This window comes from Flavobacterium sp. ACAM 123 (genome assembly GCF_000264055.1).
In the GTDB taxonomy this organism is placed as follows: Bacteria; Bacteroidota; Bacteroidia; order Flavobacteriales; family Flavobacteriaceae; genus Flavobacterium.
Map to the genome: position 1 here is coordinate 1 of NZ_AJXL01000173.1, position 4326 is coordinate 4326.

Here is a 4326-nt window from a genome sequence, read left to right on the forward strand (position 1 = left end):
AAAACTTAATGATGCTTTACATAGGAATGGCTGTTAGCAGGAGGCATTTATTCCCACCATTGCTTTGTTAGTTCTACTTTTTTGGGTTCTATAATTGCGTTATTAGGCATCTTGTTTTTCAAGGCAATGTCTAACCAACCTCTTTCCCAATATTTTTGTGCAACATTAAATTCGCCAGTTCCTATATCAAAATTACAGTTTATGTTTGGAACTCTGTAATCTCCCCAACGACATATTTTTTCAATTTTAGAATTATACATTTTCCAACTCCCAACAAAAGCATTATTAAAATAGCCGTCTGAAACTGAGTTAATATCATCATATTGCGTTTTGTCTTTTTTATCTAAAAACCATTTTGTTTGTAAGGTTCCTGAAAAATATCCTGAATGATTCTGGTGTTTATTTTCAAAAAACTCATATTTAGCCGTCAGTAGACCTTGTGTTTTTATTCCTTGATTTTTAAGCTCATCATCCACACCAAAATGTTTCCTTTTAGATTCTTGAATTTTAATGATTGTTATTTTTCCAACAAACTCACAAAGATTTTCCTTTACATTAGATTTACCATAAACGAAATATTCATTATCGTTATTTACATTTTTTTCGACTGTTAGAAGCTTTATTACGATTCTTTGATATTCATCTCCAATTATCCCATAAACTAAGCTGTTTTCGGTTTTTATCCATAGTTCAGAGAAATCATATTTTAAAAACTCTGATACCTGATTTTTTGGATTTAATTCTTCTTTATTCATAATATCGTTTCGACATAATGATTGTGAAAAAGAACTAAGCGAAAAAATAGTTAATAGTATAATAATTTTGTATTTCATCATTTATTACGATTTTATGTTATGCTTACTGCTAACCTGTATATAACATCAAATAGACACCTCTTTTTCTGTGTTTTTTCTATTATTTATGTTTTTTCTTGTTAATTTATTTTGATGTTAAAATGTAATATACGCTTTCATTAGCCCTGATCGAAGCGACATCCTCGCAGTGAAACGGAGAGATATAGTCGAGAGCAGGAGGAGCGTCTTTTTGAAAACAACTATTTCTGCTCCATATAAAAAAAACAGTAGCATAAAAAAACACCCGTCTTGCGACTGGTGTTTTCTTTCTAAAAAAAAAAATCAACTAATACTTTGTTATTTAACTAATTCAGATTGGTTTCTAAAAACCAACTCCCCGCTAAAAGCATCGAGCAATATGATACTGTCTGTAGCGATAGTACCGGCTAAAATTTCTTTTGACAATTTGTTCAAAACATCTCTTTGAATCACCCGTTTTACCGGTCTGGCACCAAACTGAGGGTCATATCCTTTCTCAGCCAGATGCCCAATGGCTTGACTTGTGGCATCCATGGTAATCCCTTGTAGTGCAAGCATTTTAGTCACGTTGTTGAGTTGCAAACCAACAATTTTAGTAATATTGGCGCTGCTAAGCGGCGTAAACATCACTATTTCATCGATACGATTGATGAATTCTGGACGAACGGTTTGTTTCAATAAACCCAGTACTTCGGTTTTTGCGGCCTCGGTGGCTTCTTCCATGCTGCCCTTTAGATTTTCAAATTTCTCCTGAATGATCTGGCTTCCCATGTTAGAAGTCATGATGATAATGGTGTTTTTGAAATCGGCGAGACGTCCTTTATTGTCGGTTAATCGACCTTCGTCTAATACTTGTAACAAGATGTTAAACGTATCGGGATGTGCTTTTTCTATCTCATCTAATAATATTACAGAATACGGTTTTCTACGCACCGCCTCCGTTAACTGACCGCCTTCATCATAGCCTACATATCCGGGAGGCGCACCCACTAAACGGCTCACGCTATGGCGTTCCTGGTATTCACTCATGTCGATACGGGTCATGGCATTTTCATCATCAAAGAGGTATTCTGCCAATGCTTTTGCCAACTCGGTTTTACCAACACCTGTTGTTCCAAGGAATAGAAAGGTTCCCACCGGTTTTTTCATGTCTTGTAATCCGGCGCGGCTTCTACGTACGGCATCACTTACTGCCTCAATCGCTTCTTCTTGACCTACGACACGCTGATGCAATTCGGCTTCCAGATGCAATAGTTTTTCGCGTTCTCCTTGTAGCATTTTCATAACTGGTATTCCAGTCCATTTAGCCACTACTTCGGCAATATCTTCGCGGGTTACTTCTTCTTTTATCAGGGAGCTTCCGCCAGCTTGGTTTTCGACTAGTTCTGCATGTAAAACTTCGAGACGCTCTTGGGCTTCTTTGATTTTACCGTAACGAATTTCGGCTACTTTACCATAATCGCCTTCGCGTTCTGCTCTTTCTGCCTCGTATTTGAAATCTTCGATTTCTGTTTTTATCCCTTGAATACTATCGACAACATCTTTCTCTGATTTCCATTTGGCATAAATTTCATTTCGCTCTTCTTTAAGATTGGCTAAATCCATTCCTAAAATTTTGAGTTTACTTTCGTCTTTTTCTCTTTTTATAGCTTCAATTTCGATTTCGAGTTGCATTACCTTTCTGTCTAGAACATCCAGTTCTTCAGGTTTTGAATTGATTTCCATGCGTATTTTTGAAGCAGCTTCGTCCATTAAATCAATGGCTTTGTCCGGAAGAAAACGATTGGTAATATAGCGTTGCGATAATTCGACCGCAGCGATAATCGCCTCATCTTTTATCTGTACTTTGTGGTGTGTTTCATATTTCTCCTTGATACCACGCAGGATTGAAATCGCACTTTCAGTATCTGGCTCTTCGATAATTATTTTCTGGAAACGTCTTTCGAGTGCTTTGTCTTTTTCGAAATATTTTTGATATTCATCCAATGTGGTTGCACCAATAGCGCGCAGTTCTCCACGAGCCAGTGCCGGTTTTAGAATATTTGCAGCATCCATAGCGCCCTCGCCACCTCCGGCGCCAACGAGTGTATGAATCTCATCAATGAATAAGACAATATCTCCTTCGGCAGCGGTTACTTCCTTCACCACTGATTTTAGACGTTCTTCAAATTCTCCTTTGTATTTGGCTCCTGCAATTAAGGCACCCATATCCAATGAAAATACAATTTTGTCTTTCAGATTATCTGGAACATCACCGGCTACTATTCGATGTGCTAAACCTTCGGCAATTGCGGTTTTACCTACACCAGGCTCTCCCACAAGCATGGGATTGTTCTTTGTACGACGGGTTAATATTTGTAATACTCTTCTAATCTCTTCGTCACGGCCAATTACAGGATCTAGTTTTCCTTCTTTCGCCAGTTCGTTAAGATTTTTGGCATACTTATTTAAAGAATTATACGTTTCTTCGGCAGAAGCAGAAGTCACTCTTTCTCCTTTTCGCAATTCATCAATAGCGGCTTTCAATCCTTTTTCGGTTACCCCTTGATCTTTTAATATTTGGCCCGCTTTACTTTTAGAATTAAAAATAGCGAGAACCAAATGTTCAATGGAAACGAATTCATCGTTCATTTTTTTAGCAATGTTTTCTGCTTCGTTCAACGTGGTGTTTGCCGTTCTAGACAGCATTATTTCGCCTCCCGTAACCTTGGGGAAACTCTGAATCGTACTGTCTAAAATTTGAATAAATAAAGGCACATTTACATTTAGCTTTTTCAAAATAAAAGGGGTGACATTTTCGTCTACTTCAAGCATTGCTTTGAACAAATGTTCGTTCTCAATTTGCTGTTGTCCCAAATCCTGTGCTAACCGCTGTGAAAGCTGAATGGCTTCCTGTGATTTGATAGTAAATTTATTTATATTCATGATTTTATAATTTTCGGAGTTATTTAGGTAACTTTACAACTTGATATTTAATTTATATTCCATTACAATAATACAGATAAAATGGCGCAAAAAATAGGTTTTATATCATGTAACTAAGTCAGAAAGACTAAATTAAACACAATATATGAGTTTTTTAAAAAATATCTTTGGTAGTTCTTCGGAGGACCAAAATGAATCTACAACTAAAATGAACTGGAATGCATTAACCGATTTGGAGCAGTTAAATGAAATCATTTCTCTTTCCAATGAAAAACCAGTAGTTATTTTCAAACACAGTACTCGCTGCAGTATTAGTAGGATGGCTTTGAAACAATTTGAAAATGAATTTGACTTCTCAGATAAAGTTACACCTTATTTTTTAGATTTAATAGCACATCGTGAAATTTCTAATGGAATTGCAAGTCGTTTTGGTGTAATGCATCAATCACCTCAATTACTGTTGATTAAGGAAGGAAAATCAGTTTATGATGTTTCTCACAGCGATATCGATGCTGAAGCCTTGAAGAGTAAAGTATAGTTTATTTAACTAAAAAAAATAACGTCAATA

At 36.2% G+C, this 4326-nt stretch carries 3 protein-coding genes; 1 reads left to right on the plus strand and 2 read right to left on the minus strand.

What is annotated here, in order from left to right; genetic code table 11:
- Window positions 1–47 precede the first annotated feature (47 nt).
- Window positions 48–836 carry a hypothetical protein gene (locus A3SG_RS0117600; protein ID WP_157485541.1) on the minus strand — a complete coding sequence of 263 codons (789 nt, stop codon included), beginning with the start codon at window positions 834–836 and terminating at the stop codon, window positions 48–50.
- Between the two features lie 315 nt (window positions 837–1151).
- Window positions 1152–3758: an ATP-dependent chaperone ClpB gene (clpB, locus tag A3SG_RS0117605; protein WP_016991314.1), complete on the minus strand. Its 2607-nt coding sequence runs from the start codon at window positions 3756–3758 to the stop codon at window positions 1152–1154.
- A gap of 145 nt (window positions 3759–3903) precedes the next feature.
- On the opposite strand from clpB, the gene ytxJ reads away from it, so the two are divergent.
- A complete protein-coding gene (gene ytxJ, locus A3SG_RS0117610; RefSeq protein ID WP_016991315.1) occupies window positions 3904–4296 on the plus strand; it encodes a bacillithiol system redox-active protein YtxJ in 393 nt (130 codons plus the stop codon).
- The last annotated feature ends 30 nt before the right edge of the window (window positions 4297–4326 follow it).